The sequence below is a fragment of the Bradyrhizobium sp. CCBAU 51745 genome (assembly GCF_028128715.1).
GTDB lineage: Bacteria > Pseudomonadota > Alphaproteobacteria > Rhizobiales > Xanthobacteraceae > Bradyrhizobium > Bradyrhizobium manausense.
In genome coordinates, this window is record NZ_LBJP01000007.1 from 1 (window position 1) to 17,200 (window position 17,200).

The window sequence follows — 17,200 nt, forward strand, 5'->3', positions numbered from 1 at the left end:
TTGCGGACCTCGTCAGACCGCCCAGGCAGATCCGCTAGGTGCCACAGGCGGGAGTCGAACTACGCAGATCACCCTAGGTTAGGGCCGTTAGAATCGCCTTCATCAGTCCGTTTTCATCATAAGGCTTCTGAAGTACTTGCGCTTCTCGAAACTGCTCTAAAGTCTCGCGATCTCCATAACCGGTGACGAGGATCACGGGCAAGTTGGGAGCGGTCGCGCAGATCGCTTTCGCGAGCTCGGCTCCCGTCATTTCCGGCATGGCGAAATCCGCAAGAACAAGCTCCATCTTCAGACCGTTTGCAATCAGCTCAAGGGCTTCTTGTCCACTCGCAGCGGGCACCGCCGCGTATCCGAGGGCCTCAAGTACTCTAACGGTTGACCTGAGAACTGCCCGATCATCATCAACGACTAGAATACAGGGCTTTAGCTCCACTGTTGATATTTGCTCGGCACCAGATTCTCTTTCGCGCACTCGTGGGACCACTTCGGCACAAGGTAAGAACACCGTCACTGAGGTGCCTTCGCCGACGTGCGTCTTAAGCGCGATGCCTCCACCGGACTGCTTGGCGAAACCAAAAACTTGCGCGAGTCCGAGACCCGATCCTTTTCCTGGTCCTTTCGTAGTGAAGAAAGGCTCGAAGACGCGGGGGAGCACATCGTCGGGGATGCCCATACCTGTATCTCGGATGGTCAGTCCCACATACCTCCCCGGAGCCGGCGCTGCCGGGCCGGAGAGCTCTTTATCGGTGATGGCATTGAAAGTCTCCAGGGTCAGAGTCCCCCCTGACCGCATGGCGTCTCTCGCGTTGATAACCAGATTGAGGATCACCGACTGAATTTGAGTTAGATCTACCAAGGCTGGGCAAAGGTCCGCGGCGAGGTTCGTGCGGAGTTGGATCGCTCCACGAAGCGAGGCATTGAGCAGGCCACCCATGTTCACGATGGTGCTGTTGAGATCGACCACTTGAGGCTCAAGCCGCTGTTGGCGCGAGAACGCGAGCAGTTGCGAGGTGAGATTCGCACCCCGTTCCGCCGCCTCGAGAATCAGTTCGATACCTTCCTGATCACCGGGATCATCCCGCAGATTGCGCGACAACATGCGCGCGTTAGTGAGCACGACGCTCAAAACATTGTTGAAGTCGTGCGCGACGCCTGACGTAATCTGTCCTATCGCGTCGAGGCGTTGCAGTTGCTGGGACTCGGCCTCGGCGATTTCCCGTTGCTCCATTTGAACATGTAGCTGCTGGTTGCTCTCCTGCAGTTCGCGCGTCCGCTCTTCAACGCGGCGCTCGAGCCTTCTTTCAATACGTTTGCGATCCGTGATCTCCAGGGCGACTCCGAAAAACGAAGCCGGCACGTCATTCTCGAAGTTGGTCTGACCGCGGGTCGCGATCCAGCGTTCCACGCCGTCCGTTTTTCCGATGACCCGGTACTCGATATTGTAGACTCCATCGCTCCGCGGATCGGTGCTCCGCTGGATAGCGGCCTCGGCACGCGCAAGATCGTCTGGATGAACGCAGGACCGCCACACTTCGTAATCGATGACCGCGCCCGCCGGCAGACCCCACATGGCCCTGACTGTATCATCCCATTGCAACTTGTTGGATTGTGAATTCCAGGCATAGCAGCCGAGCCTCACGAGCTCGACGGCCGCCTGCAGCCTCGACTGGCTTTCGCGCAGTGCCCGTTCTGCATTAATTCGCCCGGTGATGTTTTGCGCGATTTTTGACGCGCCGATGACCCTGCCCTCCGTATCCTCCAAGGGCGACACTGTGAGTGAAATATCTACTGGACTTCCGTCTTTGCGGCGGCGAACGGTTTCGTAAGGACCAATACTTTCGCCTCTGCGGAGGCGATCAAGAATTGCGGTTTCTTCGTTGTGGCGATCCGGGGGAATCAAAATCGTAATCGGCTTGCCGACGACTTCCTCGGCTAGATAGCCAAACATGCGCTGCGCGCCGCCGTTCCAACTCCTTATCGTGCCATCGAGATCCTTGCTGACGATTGCGTCGTGACTGGACTCGACGATGGAAGCGACTCGCTGCACCGCCTTCAGGTTGAGCCAGGTCTGATAGGCGGTTGCTGCGAAGACGCCCAAGCTGGTCATCACGCGCAAGTCTTCCGCATCGAAGCGGCGACTGACGTCATGCGCGACGACCCAGATTGTGCCGACTGCTTCAGCCTTGATGTAAAAGGGAATCAGGAGCGCTTCCTCAAGAACAGGCTTAACGGGCTCCCAATAGGGGAAATCGACTTCGGGATGTGAGCATATCATGGCGACGCCTTGGTCAAGGACCGTGCCGCATGGACCAAAGTTGCGCGGTGTTCCACCATTTAAGTGAGGAGCCCACTGCCCGGCGATTGCGCGCCAATGAAAATTACTCTTCCCGTCCCCTTCCTCCAGGAGGCTGAGCCCGGCGGAGTGCGCGCGACATAGACCTAACGCGGTATCGGCGAGCTTCTGCAAGATGCCTTCGGGCGAGCTCGCTAATTCCTGCACCAAAGCGATCAGAGCTTGGTTCTCTGCCGCGTAATCGGCCGGGCGCGACGGACGCCGTCGCAACTCCTCCGTCGAGAGCATGGAACGCATGGCACGGACGTTAGGTTTGAGCTTGCAGCCAGTAGCCGTGGTGTGCTGCTTCACCGAAGGCTTCGCTTGCTCGGCTTACACTTCAACAACCTAACTTGCGCGGGGGCACGAGCAGTAAGGTATATCGCGGGCGGTGCGTCTATCTTAACTTAAGATGATACATCTGTCATTTGCTATTGCGTCGAATGCGATTCGAGTGCGGAACAAGTCGATCGGAGCCTGCATCGGGATGCACACCAGATCCCTGCGGAAGCACCCGCCCACTGCACGTCTGCTGTGGGTCAAACGGCGAAGAACTCAGGTTGAACAAATTTAGTCCGCTTTGTCCCAGTGAGCGGACGTCGCGCACTCTCCCCGGACTGTAACCATAGCCCTCCCCCGGATGGGAAATCTGTCATAGTCTCCTTCCGTCCGGCAGCAAAGCCGCGACGGAAGAGGAGATCGCCAATGAAGATTGCAATGCCGGTCTATGCCGTCCTTGTCCTTGGCGCCGCCCAAATCGCCGTCGCCAACGCCGCCGTCGCCAAGGACGCCGGCGCTTCGCCCGCCAAGATCTCCGGCTCCACGGCGCTGGCCCTCGCCGGCGTGATCGCGCCGCTGTCGCCGACGCTGTCAGGCGCCGAGAAGAAGGCAGTGGCGATGCTGTTCGCCGCCAATGCCGACATTCCCTACAAGAAGCCCGTTGTCGTGACCGCGGACAAGATCGTCTGCCGCACCGGCAATGCCGACATCACGTTGCGCAATTGCGAGGACCTTCGGCAAGAAGGTCAGGACCGTGAACGGTCCCACCGCCAACGAGATCTTCGCGACCGAGGCGCTGGCCGGCATTCCGCCTGATGGCGCGGCGGGATCGAATTTCGAGAGCCTGAGCAAGCTGAGCTGCACCATCGATCCCAACGCCATCAGGCAGAAGGACGGCAGCGGGGCGGATTGCACGTTCCAGCCGGGGAATTGAACCGGGGGCGATGGTGCCGTGAAATCGCCGCAAGAAAGACCAACAAGATAAGGCGAATTGAAAAGACAGGCTAAAGCGACCCCCCAATATGGGGCGTGGAAGGCCGGCCCCCTGATGATGAAGAATTGTCTCGCATTTTTGCTCCTCCTGACCATGACCGCGGCCTCCGCACATGGTCCGCTCCCGGCGCGACCGGCCGCACCATCCGATCTGGTTCGGACCGGCCTCACCGATAGCGACACCACCGCCGGCGGCCTCGCGCGGCTGTGCGAGCAGGTCACCTTCTCGCGCGGCCTGCGCTATGGCGGCAGCGAGGCCAACGTGCTCGACGTCGCGACCAGCGACACCACCAAGGCGGAGACGCCGCGCCCCGTGCTGCTGATCGTCGCCGGTGACACCTTCACCGGCGACCGCGGCGCGCCGGAGCCGTCCCGCGACATGCAGGACGCCGCGATGTGCTTTGCGGCGCGCAACGGCATGATCGGGGTGCGCGTCAACTACCGCCTCGCGCCCGCCGCCACCTGGCCGATGGGCGCGACCGACGTGGCGGCGGCGCTGTCCTGGGTCCACGGCAATATCGACCTGTTCAACGGCGATGCCCGCGAGATCGTCGCGGTCGGCTACGGCGCCGGCGCCTTCCATGTCGCGAGCCTGCTCGCGCATCCCGAGCTCCAGGCCGACCGCGCCGATGTCGCCGCCGTGGTGCTGGTCTCAGGCATCTATCGCGCCGGCAAGGACGCCAGTGACAGCGAGAAGGCCTATTTCGGCAATGACGCCGCTCAATATGACAAGCGCTCGGTCTATCCCGGCGTCCTCAATGTCGACGAGCCGATCCTGCTGGCCTGGGCCGCCAACGATCCCGCCGATATCGTGGCGCAGGGCGAGACCCTGAAGAAGACGCTCTGCGGCGCCGGCCATTGCCCGCGCGCGACCCTGCTGCGCGGCCACGACGGCATCGCGGCGGCGTTCGGGCTGGATGGTTCCGGCGACAGTCTCGCCGAGCCGACCCTGCTGCTGGTGCATCAGCTCGAGGCGCGCGGGCTGCCGTAGGGTTTGCGGGCTGCCCAGCGTCTTGGTCGGGCTCTACGAACCCGGCCGCGACGGTCAGGCTCTCACCGTCACCCTGAGGTGGCCGCTTCCTCAGCGGCCCTCGAAGGGCGACGGCCCGGCTCTCTCCGCTCGGCAGCAGCGGGGCCGTTCATCCTTCGAGGCTCCGCCCGCGATGCGCTGCATCGCGGGCTTCGCACCTCAGGACGACGGTTCGCGAACAGCCCGTCAGCACGCCTGCCGCTTTCATCGTGCTCCCAGCCACACGATTGCCAAACGCTTGAGATAGATCAACGCACCCGGATGCAGGGTGAGCCGAGTTCGTTGGGGGCCAACGACAAGGTGTCGAGCATGCGCGTCACCGGCAGACTGCTGTTCGTTTTGATCGCGGCGCTCGCCTCGCTCGGGGCCATGTCGCAACAGCGTTCGGATCAACCCAATTCCGACCCCGGCTCCGACAAGGAAATCCGCATCGGCAACATCGTGCCCTATTCGGGGCCGCTCTCGGAATTCGGCGCGATCGGCAAGGCGGAAGCGGCCTATTTCGACATGATCAACGATCGCGGCGGCATCAACGGTCGCAAGATCCGCTTCATCAGCCGCGACGACAATTCCGATCCTGCCACCGCGCTGCAGCTGACGCGCGATCTCGTCGAGAAGGACGACGTGCATCTGATGTTCGGCTCGTTCGGCACGCCGGGCAATGTCGCCACGCGCTGGTACCTGAACGAGAAGAAGATCCCGCAACTGTTCGTCGCCTCCGGCGACGAGGAGCTGAGCCAGGCCAGGGCGTTTCCCTGGACCATGGGCTGGCAGCCGCCGTTCCGCTCGGAGGGGCGCATCTACGCCAACTACATCCAGGCCTATTATCCCCGCAAGAAGATCGTCGTACTCTGGCAGAACGACCAGTTCGGCCGCATGCTCTACAAGGGCATCCAGGAAGGTCTCGGCGATCTGAACCGACACGTCCTGGTCGACGTCGCCTTCGACATCAATGACGAGCATCTCGAAGGCCACGTCGCGATCCTCAAGCGCGCGGACGCCGACATCTTCGTGTTTCTCGGCGTGCCGTCGACGGCGGCCAAGGTGATCGGGCTCGCGGCGTCGCTGAAATGGCACCCTGTCTTCATCGTCAACGATGCCTCCGCCTCGATCGCCAACGCGATGGCGCCGGCGGGGCTGGAGAATTCGGCCGGCGTGATCTCGGCGGCGTTCCTGAAGGATCCCAGCGATCCCGCCTGGAAGGACGATCCGGCCATGAAGGACTGGTTCGCCTTCATGGACAGGTACCACAAGGACGAAAGCACCAATAACAGCGCCGCGCTCTATGGCTACGCGGCGGCGGAGGCGCTGACCAAGGTGCTGAAGCAATGCGGCGACGACCTCTCGCGCGACAACATCATGCGCCAGGCGGCGTCGCTGCGGGACTACCATCCCTCCGTCGCGCTGCCCAATATCAGGATGAACACGTCGCCGGAGAACTATCTGCCGATCAGGCAGATGCGCCTGGTGCAGTTCGACGGGCGGTCGTGGCAGCCGTTCGGGGCGGTGATCGAGACGGCGTTTACCGAAGGCGCGGCGCGGTGAGGTGAGTCGTGCGCAAACTTGGACCATCGCATCCGGATTAACAGGTGGTCGTCATGCCCGGGCTTGTCCCGGGCATCCACGTTCTTCGATCTGCAAGAGAAGGTCGTGGATGGCCGGGACAAGCCCGGCCATGACGCCGCGGAAGCTTTTGAGCCCTCACGCAGGCTTCAGCGACGCCAGCGCGCTTTCCAGCAGCGAGCGCACGCGTGCGGCATCGCCTGATTTCACCACGGCCGGATCGAGGTACAGCTCCAGCCCCGGCGCGCGTTCGGTGATGACGCCGCTCTTCTCGGCTGCCGCATCGCTCAGCGCATCGACCGCATAGGGAATGACCTCGCGGCTGATGCCCTTCATCGTGATCGCGGGCAGCGCATGGGCACGGACGATGTCGCTGACCAGCGCGAAGGTTTCGTAGCTCAGCACGATGCCGCCGGGCTCGGCAATTGACTGCAGGCGGGCGGCGAGGTTCGCCTCGGCACCGATGATGGTGTAGTCCATACGATCGCTGCTGCCGAAATTGCCGACATTGCAATAGCCGGAATTGATGCCCATGCGCGAGCGGAACGGCTGCTCGATGCCGGCGGCGCGCCATTTCGCATTGAGCTCGGTGAGGCGCTGCTGCATGCGCCAGGCCATCTGCAGGCAGGCCTGCGCGTCAGCGCGGTCGCCCTTGGTCTCGGGATCGCCGAAGAAGATCAGCATGGCGTCGCCGATGAACTTGTCGACGGTGCCGCCATGCTCATGCGCGATCGCCGACATCTCGGTGAAATATTCGTTGAGCAGCTGGGTCAGCAATTCCGGCTGCAGCCGCTCGGTGGTCGCGGTGAAATTCTGGATGTCAGAGAAGAAGATCGTGAGCTTCTTGCGCTCGGTATGGATGGTGACGTCCTTCTGGCCGGAGAAGATGCTCTTGTAGACCTGCGGCGGGATGTAACGCGAGATCTTCATCGACAGCGAGGCGAGGAAGTCGTTGGCGGATTCGAGCTCCCGGTTCATGCCCTTGATGCGGCTGGCCTGTCGGCGCTGGAGCGAGAGAAAGGAAAGCCCGCAGCCGGCCGCGATCAGGAAATAGGCCAGCAGGAACTTGAACGAGAAGATATTGGCGGCGATCGGCTGGGCGATGATCACCTCCTGGATGCCTCTGACATCGCCGACCTTCCAGTCTTTCTTCGGGCTCTCGGGGTGGCTGTTGTGGCAGCTTACGCAGGCCGGGCCCATGGTGACAGGCGCAATCAAGCGGACCTTGTCGGAGAACAGCGAGGTGTCGGTGTCGAGGATCTTCTGCTCGGGATCGGCGCGCAGCGCGGCGAGCGCATCCTTCTCGAACTTGTCGAGCTGATGCGGGGCGCGGTTCTGGAACGGGAAGTCGGAGACGAACCGGTAAGTGATGTTCTCCTGTTGCGCGCCGATGACGCGGCCAAGCTCCAGCGACAGCGTCGCCGGGATCGGGATCGCGCCGGGGACGGATTCGTAGTTGTGAACGACCTTGGTCGTGCCGTTGGGATTGGCCAGGATTCGCCCGACCACATTGGACGCATAATAGCTGCGCACGCTCGTGATGACTGAATTGAGATCTGCGGTCTGCCGGCGGAGCGCGGACTTGTTCAGTTCGGTCAGGTCCAGCCAGACCGCCAGCGGCAGGGCCAGCAGGAGAAAGGCAATCACGGCCCCGATCAGGATGCCGCTCTTGTGCTGCTCTTCGGCGATCGCTTGTTTCACTCTGTGGCTCCGTGATGTGCGTTTTTGCCGCAAGAACGGGATTTGCGGCGCGACATGCCGGCTTGCACAGAGCCAACAAACGCGGCGCGGCGCAACCCCATTTTATGGTGGGTCGCAGCAGGCGCCTTTTCGTTTCATGACGAATGTTTAAGATCAGGATCAACCTGCATTGATAAATCCGGAACCACCGCCCATGACCGAGACAATCCGCATCATCAGCTTCAATGCGCGCCCCGTGATCGTGCCGATGAACTTGCCGCTGCAGACCTCGACCGGCGCGGTTGCCAAGGCGCCGCTGGTGCTGATCGACTGCGAGACCGACCAGGGCGTAACAGGGCATGCCTATCTGTTTGCGATCACGCCGTCGGCCCTCAAGCCGCTGACCGCGATGGTCGCGGAGATGTCGGAGCTGCTCAAAGGCGACGAGCTGCTGCCGTTCGAGATCGAGCGCAAGCTGACCCAGCGTTTCACGCTGCTCGGCCTCGCCGGCCTGCAACGGCTGGCGCAATCCGGCATCGACATGGCGGCATGGGATGCGCTGGCGCGCGTCCGCGGCCTGCCGCTGGCCCGCCTGCTCGGCGGCGCGCCGAAGCCGGTGAAGGCCTATAATTCGAAGGGCCTCGGCATCATGCCTGCGGGCGCCGCGGTGGAGGAAGTCCACAAGCTGCTGGCCGAGGGCTTTCGCGCCGCAAAAATCCGCGTTGGGCGGCCGGAGGCGCGGGACGATCTCGCCGTGGTGCGCGCGGTGCGCAAGGCGGTCGGCGACGAGGTGACGCTGATGTGCGACTACAATCAGGCGCTGACGGTCACCGAGGCGATCCGCCGTGGCGAGATGCTCGACGACGAAGGCTTGAGCTGGATCGAGGAGCCGATCCGCCACGACGACTATGCGGGCTGCGCCCGCATCGCCGACGCGCTGCGCACGCCGGTGCAGATCGGCGAGAATTTCGACAGCGCGTTTGCGATGCAGGCGGCGCTAGCGGCGGAGGCCTGCGACTACGTGATGCCCGACGTGCAGCGCATCGGCGGCGTCACCGGCTGGCTCCGCGCCGCGTCACTGGCGCACGCTGCCGGCATCGAGATGTCGACGCATCTGTTCTCGGAGGTCAGCGCGCATCTGCTCTGCGTCACGCCGACGGCGCACTGGCTGGAATATGTCGACTGGGCCGACGCGGTGCTGGCGAACCGGCTGAGGATCAAGGACGGCTTTGCGCTGCCGGGCGAGGAGCCGGGGAACGGGATTGAATGGGACGAGGCGGCGGTGAGGAAATATCTGGTGGAGTGAGCAGGAGGGACTGACAGTCGCCGCTACCACGTCTCCGCGCCGGGGACTTTCTTGCGCACCGCCATGCGCTGAATCCAGATGCAGCGACGGACGGATCGATTGGAGCGGCCGACGGCAGAAATGCCCTCGCCGGCCTGAAGCAGCGGCGCCACGCTCGCGCGCAGGTCGCGGCAGCGCTGGAGCTCGGCCTGCCAGTCGATGATTGCGGCATTCGCGCTCGATGCCGTCAGCGCCGTCACCGCGACGGCAAGCCAAGTCGTCCGCATCATTCACCAGCCCTTCCCTTTGACACGTCCGCAATGCGCCGGTAGCGGAAGTCGCAATGATCGGCGCCCTGAATGATGGTCTGTGTGCGCGTCAGCTTGATGTCCGGACCGAAGCCGTCCGCGGTCGCAAAGTCGGCGGTGCAGACCATGAGGAAGCCGAGCTCCGGCTCACCCAGCGCCTTGTAGAACTCGGCATAGGCGCATCGCTTCACGTCGAAGGCGAACGCATCCCGCGTCTGTTCGATCACGTCGTAGCTGAGAGCATCGTCGCGCGCGTAAGTCGCGAAGGCGGAGCCGACGGCCTTGCCGAGATCGCTCTCGTTCTTGGCTTTCCAAAACGCCTCGCCGAAGCCGCGATAGAGTTCGCCAAGCGCCTTGCGTACGATGGCGTTGGCACGCGCCTCGCCGAGCTCGGCCTGGAGCGCCTTGACCAGCGGCACCAGCACCTGTGCCTGGATTTTGGCCTGTTCGATGACGGAAACGCTCATGGGCATGCTCGCGTCGCGGAGGGAAGGCGCGGCTCGAATGAAGCCAGCGAGAATTCAAACCAGCAGCCGCGAGACTATATCCCCGTATTGCGCTTCAAGGCAGGGCATGGCGCGAGCCGTCCTCGAGCCCGACGATGTGACTTTCCGAATAGGGGCGAATCTTCATCCGACGCGCCCCTGACACCCCGGCCGGCGGCCGCTACTTCTGGCCCGACGGCGCTTGGGCATTCGAATCGTTCGGGTTCTTTTGCTTGTTGGCCTCATGATGCCCGATCACGCATCCTGCGGCCGCGCCGAGCTTGCCGTGTCCTGCCATATGGCCGGCGACACCGCCGACGATGGCGCCCTTGATGCACCCCTTGGCCTCTGCCGGCGAAATCGATGCCAGGGTCAGCAGACACGCGGCGGCAAGGATCGGTTTCATGATCGTCTCCTCTCAGGTTGACCTCTGGGCCATCAATTCCCCCAGACGAGACACGTTCCGGAGAGCCGCAACGCCGGCGACCCATCCCGTCACGCAGCGTCGCGACCACGACCGCCGGGATGCGGCCCCGCAGCATGACGCAGACGACCGACTTCCTCGCTGCCACAGCGCGCGCAGCGGAAGGAAACCTCAGGCTGCGCAACCATGCTTCTCCGAGCGCTCACGGCCATCGGCCAGGCACCGCACCGGGGACACTTCACCAGCAGATCGTTCGTTTCCAGCATCGCGACGACTCCTCGACCCTGCCCATGATCCGACAACGGCGCGAAAATGGCGGCGTTCCGTATCTTCACGCAGGCCGGCCTTAGGTGTCCGGAATAGTCTCCGACCAGACGAGGCGAGCTTTCACCAAAACCGTTCCGCGCTGGGTCGCCGGGCGGCCTTTTCATTTTCAGCATCGCGCGCCAGCATTCCGTCACCACCATCCGCCGGCAAATGGGCCGGGCCGCTCGAAGGCGAGACGTCGGTCGGGTGTCCTTTTCTGTAGTTTTGCCCAGCGCTTCGGATGCGGACGGGGGCCTGAGGAGACGCGGGCGGGCGCCTCTTTCTTGACCTCGACGGCAGGCGCTGCAGGCATTGCGGCCAGGGCTTCCCGCACTTGCTGCTTGGGTTCTTCGGAGAGCGGATCGGCCTGCGCCATTGTCGGCAAATCGGCGCGCGGACGCGTGTCGAACACGATCTTCTCCGGGAGGCTCCTCGCCGAGGCGATCCGGATGATGCTCCTGTCCGGATCGGATGGGCCCGCGCGCTCGGCGGGGGCCGGCAGGTACCATTCAGCAGCGAAGAGCAGCGCCAGCAGCAGCCCGCCGACGAAAACGAAATAACGAATGATCGGCATGAACGGCCGCTCGCAAATGGGACATCAGGTATCGGCAGGGGCCGGATTGGAGTGGCGGGTCGCCTGGTTGGGCGACCCCGCCACTGGTGGGATTAGTCGATCTCCTGGACGACCGTGCGGGTCGACGGATCGACCAGCATCACGCGCTCGCCCGAATAGACATAGCGGTACTTGGTGAGCGAGGGACCCCAGTCGGCGGGCACCGCCTCGAGTTCGACTTCGCGCGGCACTGGCTGGCCGACGACGATCTTCTCGCGGGTCTCCACTGGACGAACCTTGTGCTCGGTGACGTAGGTGCGGATCTTCGTGCGATATTCGGGCTCGATCTGTACGGCGGCGGCATGTCCCGTGCCGGTGGTGGTGACGACGGTGGACTGCGCCATCGCGCCCGTCGAGATCATCACTGCCATCGCAGCGCTCAGCAGAAGCTTGTTCATCTTTCTCTCCTCGCCGCCATATGCGGCATGCGAGAACCCACGAATGATGCCAAGGTTCCCGCTCGTCCGCAGAGGTCCTTCGCATACGATGGAACATTCAGGTCGGGCGACGGTTCGCTCCAAGCTCCCAGGCGCTTGCTTACGGAGAGCCCGCTGATGCCGCCGTCCGATTCAGTCAGGAGAGCCCCCGATCGACGCCAGCGAAGGCTCCTGATCCTGTTGGCGTTAGGATTCGTCGTCTTCGGCACCGCTGCCGCGGCGCTCTTCTACGTCCTGCAGCCCGAGACTCTTCGGATCGCCGTCGGCCCCTCGGGCAGCGAAGACCACCAGGTGGTCCAAGCAATGGCGGAGGCCTTCGAAGAGGAAAGCAGGACGGTCAGACTATTCCCTATCGCCACCGCCGGAGCGGCCGAATCCCTTGCCCTCCTGGGTGCCGGCAAAACTGACCTGGCAATCGGTCGCGGCGACCTCGCCATGCCGGCTGATGCGCAGACACTGGCCGTCCTGCGCAAGAACTATGTCGTCATATGGTCGCAGTCTGGACGCGCTGGCAAGGGCTCCAAGAAGAAGGCCGCCGCGAAGATCGGAGAGATCGCCGATCTTGCGGGGCATAAGGTCGGCATCATCGGAAAGACCGACGCCAACGTCGCGGTCCTGCGGACAATTCTAGAAGGCTCAGGCGTGCAGCCCGACAAGGTTGCCACGGCTCAATTCGGGACCGACGAAATCGAAAAGCTCGCGCAGGACGCCACTCTCGACGCCTATCTTGCGGTCGGTCCGCTCGACAGCAAGATCACCGCCGCCGCGATCGCCGCGACTTCGCGGTCGCGCGGAGCTCCGAAGTTTCTTGCCGTCGAAGCGTCCGAGGCGATTGCCCTGCGGCATCCCCGCTACGAAGCCGAGGAGATCCCCGGCAGCGTCTTCAACGCGAACCCTGCCTGGCCCGAGGACAAGATCGACACCATCAGCGTCAACCATCTCATCCTGGCCCGAAAAGAACTGTCGGAAGCCAAGGCGGCGGCCTTCTACCGGCAGCTTTTCGCGGTGCGCGACACGATCACGCAACGTGTCGCCGGCGCGACGCACATCACGAAACCGGATACGGAGAAGGAAACGCAGCCCTCCGTGCACAGGGGCGCCGCGGCGGTCATCAACGGGACCGAGCGGACCTTTCTGGACAAGTACAGCGACTACTTCTGGTTCGCCCTGCTGCTCCTGTCCGGGATCGGTTCGGCCGCCGCATGGCTGCGTCGCTATCTGAACCGGGACGAGCGGGACGACAACACCGGCTATCGCAACCGTATTCTTGCCGTGGTGTCGGAGGTTCGCGGTGCCGAGTCCGAACAGGACCTGCTGGCATCGCAACGGGAGGTCGATGCGATCATCGGCGAGACCCTCAAGTGCTACGACGAGGGAGCCATCGAGCAGGAGGACATGGCCGCATTCGGCCTCGTCCTCGAGCTGTTCAATCATGCGGTCGCAGAAAGGCGGGCGGCGCTGCAGGGCGGCGCGATCGAGGCAAAGGCTCCCGGTCCAAGCCTTGCCTCTCGCCGATAGGCGCGCCGGCAGACCAGACCTTCATCGCTTCACGACTAAAGCTTTTCAATTTCGCTGGCGCGGATAAGGATCTCGTCCTGATCGAGCATCTCTTCGAGCTGTTTGCGGCGGTCCGCCCACCATGCACGATCGAGCTCTTCGGTCATAACCTCAAGGATGATGATCTCATCCCGGACGACCTGTGACCCTTCTTTGTTCTCGCCCGAGGCCGGCGCGCGTTTGAAAGCGGTGACTCCGCCAAAGCGTTCGGTCAGTTCGTGTTCCAGGGAGTGATAGAGCTTCGAATCAAACCGCTTGCCGTGGTTGTTGCTGAGAGGCAGGAAGATTTCGATCAAATGCATGAGGATCACGCCGCGAGCTTGGCGCTCTCCCCCGCCTTGCGCGTCGCCTTCAGCCGCTTCTTCAGGAACGCCAGGACCATCACTTCGTCCGCGCTCAATTTGCTATACTGACGCTTGAACCTCTCCGCGATCTTGTCCTCGATCATTTTTGCCAGGTCGCCAGACATATAGGCGCCCAGAATTTCCGGATGCACGTAGCATTTGCGGCAAATGGCTGGCGTGTTGCCAAGTTGTCTGGCGACTTTATCGATGGCGGCCACGACGTTCCGTTTTGCTTCAGCCTGAGAGTCATACTCCTTGAACTCGGCCAATGCGAGCGCAGCCAGCACGGTACCGGCCCAGGTTCGGAAATCCTTGGCCGTAAAATCCTGCCGGGTGATTTCCTTGATGTAGGCATTCACGTCGCCGGAATCGATCGTACGTGGTTCGCCGTTGTCGTCGAGATATTTGAAGAGCTCATGCCCCGGCAAGTCGGCGCAGTGCTTGACGATCGCCGCAATGCGCCTGTCCTCTACCGAAAGCTTCCATTGCTTGCCGGACTTCCCGGTAAACTCGAACTTCAAGGTCGAACCTTTGACCGCCACATGCCTGCGGCGCATGGTCGTCAGTCCGTAGGAGTTGTTTGTATTGGCATATTCGGCATTGCCGACACGAATGAGGGTCTTCTCGAGAAGGCTGACGACGGTCGCGAGAATCTTTTCCCGAGGCAAGCCTTCGCGCTTCATGTCGGCGGCGACACGGAACCGCAGTGCTGGAAGCGCAGCGGCGAACTGCATGATGTGCTCGTATTTGTTCTGATCACGCAATTCACGCCATTTGGCGTGATAGCGATATTGCTTGCGCCCGCGTGCATCATAGCCCGTGGCCTGGATATGGCCGTTGGCAGCGGGACAGATCCAGACCCGCTCATAGGCCGGCGGAATGCCAATCGACTTGATACGGCGGACGATGTCCTTGTTCGTGATGCGGGCGCCGCTCTGGTCGTAGTAGGAGAAGGTGGTGCCGGAGCGCTTGCGGGTGTAGCCCGGCTTTGCGTCACTGACGTATCGCAAGCCTTCTTCCGCGATGATCGCCGCCACTTCAGCGGTCCTCTCGGCAATTCTCTCGTCGACCTTCGTTTCGCGGAACATGGCAGCGTCATTTTTTGACAGCGCTTGTGAACGCACTTCGCTGCTGTCCCGATACGTCAAGAAGATCTACAGGATATTGTTCCTCTCCAACGTCAACCGGGCAGTCGCTGGGGGATCAGGCCGATCCCAGCGACTCGCGGTTACCATCGCGGGTACGTCGCCGCTCGCTGGAGCGGCATGTGGAAATACAAGCCTGGCGTGACGACCAGAGGATCAGTCGTGCGCAGGAACTATCATTGCCTGGCCCTCGTTCTGAAGAGTGCGCGAAGATCGCGCAGAGCGATGACGCGTGATCCCTCGGCGCCTACGGCGCGCGAAGATTGATACTGTAGGTGCAGCACAGGGTGCGTGAGATGAGCAACCTCCTCAAACTGCCGACATGGGCCGACGACGGACAAGTTTTCGCGGTTGTCGAGACGCCGCGCGGGAGCTCCTGCAAACTGGATTTCGATCCCGAGCTCGGAGTCTTTACGCTGGCAAAGCCACTGATGGCAGGGCTGAGCCATCCCTATGACTGGGGCTTCATTCCTTCCACCAAGGCTCCCGATGGCGATCCCCTCGACGTGCTGATCATCCATGATGCGAAGACATATCCCGGCGTCGTGCTCAAATGCAGGCCGGTCGGCGTTCTCGAAGTCGAGCAGAAGAGCGGGAGCAAGAGAGAGCGGAACGATCGCGTGTTCGCGGTGCCGGACCGATCGCCCCTCGAGACTGATCTCAAGGATATACGGCACCTCCCCTCGCGCGCGTGCGACGAGCTGGAGGAGTTCTTCCGCGCGACCAACGCGCTTGAGAACAAGGAGCTCAAATTTCTGGGATGGCGCGGGCCCAACCACGCGGCCAAGACCATCAAGCGGCTCTCCAAGTAGGATATGCCGACATCGCGGCCGGGTTGATCGGCTGGAATACGCCGTCAAGAGATGCCCGAGTGACCGTCATTCCGGGGCGCGCGCAGCGCGAGCCCGGAATCTATCGTGCTCAGATGACGTCGTGGCTGAGGGGATTCCGGGTTCTCGCTGCGCGCGCCCCGGAATGACAAGACGGGCGCGATGCAAAAGTTCATTGCGGTAAAAGGCGCCGCGGAGCTTGCGTTAGGAACTAACGTCGGTGCCCGCCGGTTCGTGGAGCGTCTCTCTCACGTCAAGGGCAATCCATGTACCACCACGTCAAGAAACTGATGTTCACCGTCCGCGTCGACGAGCCTGATCCCAGGTTCGGCAATATGCTTCTCGAGCAGTTCGGCGGCGCCAACGGCGAGCTTGCCGCCGCCATGCAATATTCGATACAGGGGCTCAACTGCGAAGATCCGGATCGCAAGGATCTTCTCATGGATATCGGCACCGAGGAACTCAGCCATCTCGAGGTGGTCGGCACTCTCGCCCGCATGCATCTGAAGCCGTCGAAATTCGATCGCCAAGCCGCCGAGGCGGACCCCCTGATTGCGATTGCAGGCGGCGGCGGCGTGAACCTGTTCAACTCCCAAGGCAACGCCTGGACCGCGGATTACCTCAAGATCACCGGCGAGCTCGACGTCGACCTGCGCAGCAACATCGCCGCCGAGGCGAGAGCCAAGATCGTCTACGAGCGGCTGATCAATTTCTCTGACGACGCGGGCACAAAAGACGCGCTTCAATTCCTGATGACCCGCGAGATCACGCATATGAAGGCGTTCGCGCTGGCTCTCGAAAGCATGGCCAAGCCGGCCTTCAGCATCGGCCGGATTGCCCCCACGCCCGGTCTCGTCGACCAGTTCTTCAACGATTCGACCGGAACCGGCGACCACGGCGAGATCGACACCCGCGGCCCCTGGAACGAGGGCGGCGAGTGGGTCTTTACGGAGTCCCCGGCTATCCAGGCCGGCGACCCTGGTCCGGCGACGGCGCTTGTCACCGAGAGTTCTCCGCCGGTCGACGAGGCCGGTCTCGGCGATCTCCTGATCAACGAGCTTCGCGACATCCTGCATGCCGAAAAGCAGCTGACAAAAGCCCTGCCGAAAATGGCGCAGGCGGCGCGTTTCGATCAGCTGCGCGAGCTGTTCGAGCAGCACCTGAACGAAACCGAGGCCCAGATCGAGCGCATCAATGAGTGCTTCGAGATGCTCGGCAAGACCGCGCGGGCCAAGGCCTGCAAGGGGATGATGGGTCTGATCGAGGAGGGGCAGGAAATCATCGCCGAAGGCGAAGAGAAGGAGGATGCCGCAGCCGATCTGGCGCTGATCGGAGCAGCCCAGCGGGTCGAGCATTACGAGATCGCCGGATACACCACCGCACGCAATCTCGCCCAGCAACTGCGCCATAGCGCCGTCGTCAGTCTGCTCTCGAAATCCCTTGCCGAAGAAGAGAATGCCGATCAGCTTCTCAACCAGGTAGCCCGCTCGCTGATGTCGGTGGCAAAGATGCCTGCGGCGGTCGAACAGACCGAATGAACCGGCCGTCCTCATTTGCGTGGCTGAAGGGTTTGTCAAAGACAAACCCTT

The 17,200-nt window shown here is 62.5% G+C and carries 15 protein-coding genes and 1 pseudogene; 7 read left to right on the forward strand and 9 right to left on the reverse strand.

Going from position 1 to position 17,200, the window contains the following annotated elements; genetic code table 11:
• Positions 1-73 precede the first annotated feature (73 nt).
• Positions 74-2,644 (reverse strand): PAS domain S-box protein, encoded by a 2,571-nt coding sequence (locus tag XH98_RS07290; RefSeq protein ID WP_271618241.1) that lies wholly within the window; start codon positions 2,642-2,644, stop codon positions 74-76.
• Positions 2,645-3,049: 405 nt separating this feature from the next.
• Here XH98_RS07290 and XH98_RS07295 point away from each other — a divergent pair.
• The 3 genes and pseudogenes from XH98_RS07295 (at position 3,050) to XH98_RS07305 (ending at position 6,179) form a co-directional block, all read left to right on the forward strand.
• Positions 3,050-3,545: pseudogene (locus XH98_RS07295) on the forward strand (hypothetical protein).
• A 117-nt stretch (positions 3,546-3,662) separates the two neighbouring features.
• The gene (locus XH98_RS07300) at positions 3,663-4,595 is read left to right on the forward strand and encodes an alpha/beta hydrolase (protein WP_333931758.1); all 933 of its coding nucleotides are present in this window, start codon (positions 3,663-3,665) and stop codon (positions 4,593-4,595) included.
• Between the two features lie 348 nt (positions 4,596-4,943).
• Positions 4,944-6,179, forward strand: a complete 1,236-nt coding sequence (locus tag XH98_RS07305) for an ABC transporter substrate-binding protein (RefSeq protein WP_271600780.1) — start codon at positions 4,944-4,946, stop codon at positions 6,177-6,179.
• Between the two features lie 156 nt (positions 6,180-6,335).
• Here the strand turns inward: XH98_RS07305 and XH98_RS07310 are convergent, their stop codons facing one another.
• Positions 6,336-7,898, reverse strand: coding sequence for an adenylate/guanylate cyclase domain-containing protein (locus XH98_RS07310; RefSeq protein ID WP_271618242.1), 1,563 nt, complete (start codon positions 7,896-7,898; stop codon positions 6,336-6,338).
• Positions 7,899-8,091: 193 nt separating this feature from the next.
• On the opposite strand from XH98_RS07310, the gene XH98_RS07315 reads away from it, so the two are divergent.
• On the forward strand, positions 8,092-9,183 hold the full coding sequence (locus XH98_RS07315; protein WP_271618243.1) for an enolase C-terminal domain-like protein: 1,092 nt from the start codon (positions 8,092-8,094) through the stop codon (positions 9,181-9,183).
• Positions 9,184-9,206: 23 nt separating this feature from the next.
• On the opposite strand, the gene XH98_RS07320 is transcribed toward XH98_RS07315, so the two are convergent.
• From XH98_RS07320 to XH98_RS07340, 5 genes are all read right to left on the reverse strand, one after another.
• Positions 9,207-9,452 carry a hypothetical protein gene (locus tag XH98_RS07320; RefSeq protein WP_271618244.1) on the reverse strand — a complete coding sequence of 82 codons (246 nt, stop codon included), beginning with the start codon at positions 9,450-9,452 and terminating at the stop codon, positions 9,207-9,209.
• On the reverse strand, positions 9,449-9,937 hold the full coding sequence (locus XH98_RS07325; RefSeq protein WP_271618245.1) for an L-2-amino-thiazoline-4-carboxylic acid hydrolase: 489 nt from the start codon (positions 9,935-9,937) through the stop codon (positions 9,449-9,451). The genes XH98_RS07320 and XH98_RS07325 overlap by 4 nt, the downstream gene beginning before the upstream one ends.
• A 199-nt stretch (positions 9,938-10,136) precedes the next feature.
• Positions 10,137-10,361 carry a hypothetical protein gene (locus XH98_RS07330; protein WP_220002385.1) on the reverse strand — a complete coding sequence of 75 codons (225 nt, stop codon included), beginning with the start codon at positions 10,359-10,361 and terminating at the stop codon, positions 10,137-10,139.
• A 475-nt stretch (positions 10,362-10,836) separates the two neighbouring features.
• Positions 10,837-11,259, reverse strand: coding sequence for a hypothetical protein (locus XH98_RS07335; RefSeq protein ID WP_271600784.1), 423 nt, complete (start codon positions 11,257-11,259; stop codon positions 10,837-10,839).
• A gap of 92 nt (positions 11,260-11,351) precedes the next feature.
• On the reverse strand, positions 11,352-11,696 hold the full coding sequence (locus tag XH98_RS07340) for a DUF1236 domain-containing protein (protein ID WP_220002383.1): 345 nt from the start codon (positions 11,694-11,696) through the stop codon (positions 11,352-11,354).
• Between the two features lie 156 nt (positions 11,697-11,852).
• Between XH98_RS07340 and XH98_RS07345 the strand changes: the two genes are divergently transcribed.
• Positions 11,853-13,253 (forward strand): TAXI family TRAP transporter solute-binding subunit, encoded by a 1,401-nt coding sequence (locus tag XH98_RS07345; RefSeq protein WP_271618246.1) that lies wholly within the window; start codon positions 11,853-11,855, stop codon positions 13,251-13,253.
• Between the two features lie 35 nt (positions 13,254-13,288).
• Here the strand turns inward: XH98_RS07345 and XH98_RS07350 are convergent, their stop codons facing one another.
• Together XH98_RS07350 and XH98_RS07355 are read right to left on the reverse strand one after the other, a co-directional pair.
• Complete coding sequence (locus XH98_RS07350; protein ID WP_271600786.1) at positions 13,289-13,594, reverse strand: hypothetical protein; 306 nt, start codon at positions 13,592-13,594, stop codon at positions 13,289-13,291.
• 5 nt (positions 13,595-13,599) lie between these two features.
• Positions 13,600-14,784, reverse strand: coding sequence for a DNA topoisomerase IB (locus XH98_RS07355; RefSeq protein ID WP_442868558.1), 1,185 nt, complete (start codon positions 14,782-14,784; stop codon positions 13,600-13,602).
• A 293-nt stretch (positions 14,785-15,077) separates the two neighbouring features.
• On the opposite strand from XH98_RS07355, the gene XH98_RS07360 reads away from it, so the two are divergent.
• Positions 15,078-15,593 carry an inorganic diphosphatase gene (locus XH98_RS07360; RefSeq protein WP_271618247.1) on the forward strand — a complete coding sequence of 172 codons (516 nt, stop codon included), beginning with the start codon at positions 15,078-15,080 and terminating at the stop codon, positions 15,591-15,593.
• A gap of 284 nt (positions 15,594-15,877) precedes the next feature.
• Entirely contained in the window at positions 15,878-17,149 is a 1,272-nt protein-coding gene (locus tag XH98_RS07365; protein WP_271600788.1) for a DUF892 family protein, read from the forward strand.
• The last annotated feature ends 51 nt before the right edge of the window (positions 17,150-17,200 follow it).

Excerpts from the sequence above, each read along its gene's own strand:
- XH98_RS07335 (WP_271600784.1), bottom strand. The coding sequence starts at position 11,259 with ATGCCGATCATTCGTTATTTCGTTTTCGTCGGCGGGCTGCTGCTGGCG.
- XH98_RS07345 (WP_271618246.1), top strand. The coding sequence starts at position 11,853 with ATGCCGCCGTCCGATTCAGTCAGGAGAGCCCCCGATCGACGCCAGCGA.
- XH98_RS07365 (WP_271600788.1), top strand. The coding sequence starts at position 15,878 with ATGTACCACCACGTCAAGAAACTGATGTTCACCGTCCGCGTCGACGAG.
- XH98_RS07360 (WP_271618247.1), top strand. The coding sequence starts at position 15,078 with ATGAGCAACCTCCTCAAACTGCCGACATGGGCCGACGACGGACAAGTT.
- XH98_RS07325 (WP_271618245.1), bottom strand. The coding sequence starts at position 9,937 with ATGAGCGTTTCCGTCATCGAACAGGCCAAAATCCAGGCACAGGTGCTG.
- XH98_RS07340 (WP_220002383.1), bottom strand. The coding sequence starts at position 11,696 with ATGAACAAGCTTCTGCTGAGCGCTGCGATGGCAGTGATGATCTCGACG.
- XH98_RS07320 (WP_271618244.1), bottom strand. The coding sequence starts at position 9,452 with ATGATGCGGACGACTTGGCTTGCCGTCGCGGTGACGGCGCTGACGGCA.
- XH98_RS07350 (WP_271600786.1), bottom strand. The coding sequence starts at position 13,594 with ATGCATTTGATCGAAATCTTCCTGCCTCTCAGCAACAACCACGGCAAG.
- XH98_RS07305 (WP_271600780.1), top strand. The coding sequence starts at position 4,944 with ATGCGCGTCACCGGCAGACTGCTGTTCGTTTTGATCGCGGCGCTCGCC.
- XH98_RS07300 (WP_333931758.1), top strand. The coding sequence starts at position 3,663 with ATGAAGAATTGTCTCGCATTTTTGCTCCTCCTGACCATGACCGCGGCC.
- XH98_RS07330 (WP_220002385.1), bottom strand. The coding sequence starts at position 10,361 with ATGAAACCGATCCTTGCCGCCGCGTGTCTGCTGACCCTGGCATCGATT.
- XH98_RS07315 (WP_271618243.1), top strand. The coding sequence starts at position 8,092 with ATGACCGAGACAATCCGCATCATCAGCTTCAATGCGCGCCCCGTGATC.